The sequence below is a fragment of the Paenibacillus sp. CMM36 genome (assembly GCF_053570945.1).
Genome location: NZ_JBSEDY010000061.1, coordinates 1 through 1,210, shown reverse-complemented (window position 1 = coordinate 1,210; position 1,210 = coordinate 1). Strand labels below are relative to the sequence as shown.

Below are 1,210 nucleotides of genomic sequence, written 5' to 3'. Positions count from 1 at the left end.
AGGAACAAATCGAGCAATTAGGTAGCGGTGAGGCGTCCAGCTTCACGATCACCGGAGCCGAGTCCGTCGAGCAGACCAACTATGACTTTAACCTGGTGGTGCTGCCGGGGAACACCATTCACATGAGCTTTGGCTATAATGCTCTGGCCTTTGAACGGGAAAGTGTAGAACAAATTCGAGGTCATCTGGTGCAATTGCTGGAGCAGGTGACTGCGAATCCGAACATCCGTGTACATGAGCTGGATATGATAACCGCGCAGGAGCGCGAGCAAATCGTTAAGGTTTGGGGGAATACAGCAGCAACCTATGCAAGCGAGCAAACGATCCATGGCTTGTTCGAGACGCAAACGGCGCAGACACCGGAGCAGACAGCCTTGTTCTTTGAAGGAGAAGCGCTGACTTATCGCGAGTTGAATGAACGCGCCAATCGCCTGGCTCGTACCTTGCGCAGTCAAGGCGTGACGAAAGATCGTTTGGTGGGTCTGATGACCGAGCGGTCGGTGGATATGATCGTGGGCATCTTCGGGATTTTAAAAGCCGGAGGCGCATATGTACCTATCGATCCAACCTACCCGGAGGAACGTATCCGCTATATGCTGGACGACTCGGGGGCGAAGCTGCTGTTGACACAAAGTCATCTGGTGGACAAAGCAGTTATCGATGGTCAAGTGCTGGTATTGGATGGAGCGCAAACGGTGTATCACGAGGATGGTTCTAACCTGGAGCCGGGGTCCGGCCCGAATGATTTGGCGTATGTGATTTATACGTCAGGTACAACCGGGCAGCCAAAGGGCGTTATGCTGGAGCATCACGGGCTGTGCAATCTGAAAACGTATTTTGATCAGACGCTTCGGATGAGCACATCGGATCATGCGTTGCTGTTCGCTAGCTATTCGTTTGATGCGGCTTGCTGGGAAATCTTCCAAGCGCTGTTCTGCGGAGCCACGTTATATGTGCCAACGACAGAGACGATTTTGAATTACGAGCGGTTTGAGCAATATATGGCGGATCACCACATCACGGTGGCCGCTTTACCGCCGACCTATGCGGTGTATCTGGAGCCAGAGCGGATGCCACACCTGCGTATTCTGTTCACTGCGGGTTCAGCATCTTCCACCGAACTGGTATACAAGTGGAAGGATCAAGTGGCGTACTACAACGGCTACGGTCCAACTGAAAACTCAGTTGCAACGTCCATCTGGCCGGTGTC

General features: G+C 52.9%; 1 protein-coding gene. It reads left to right on the top strand.

The features are described from left to right. Positions 1 to 1,210 (top strand): AMP-binding protein (locus ACWA2B_RS27835; RefSeq protein WP_449292876.1); only part of this gene is annotated, 1,210 nt, incomplete at both ends.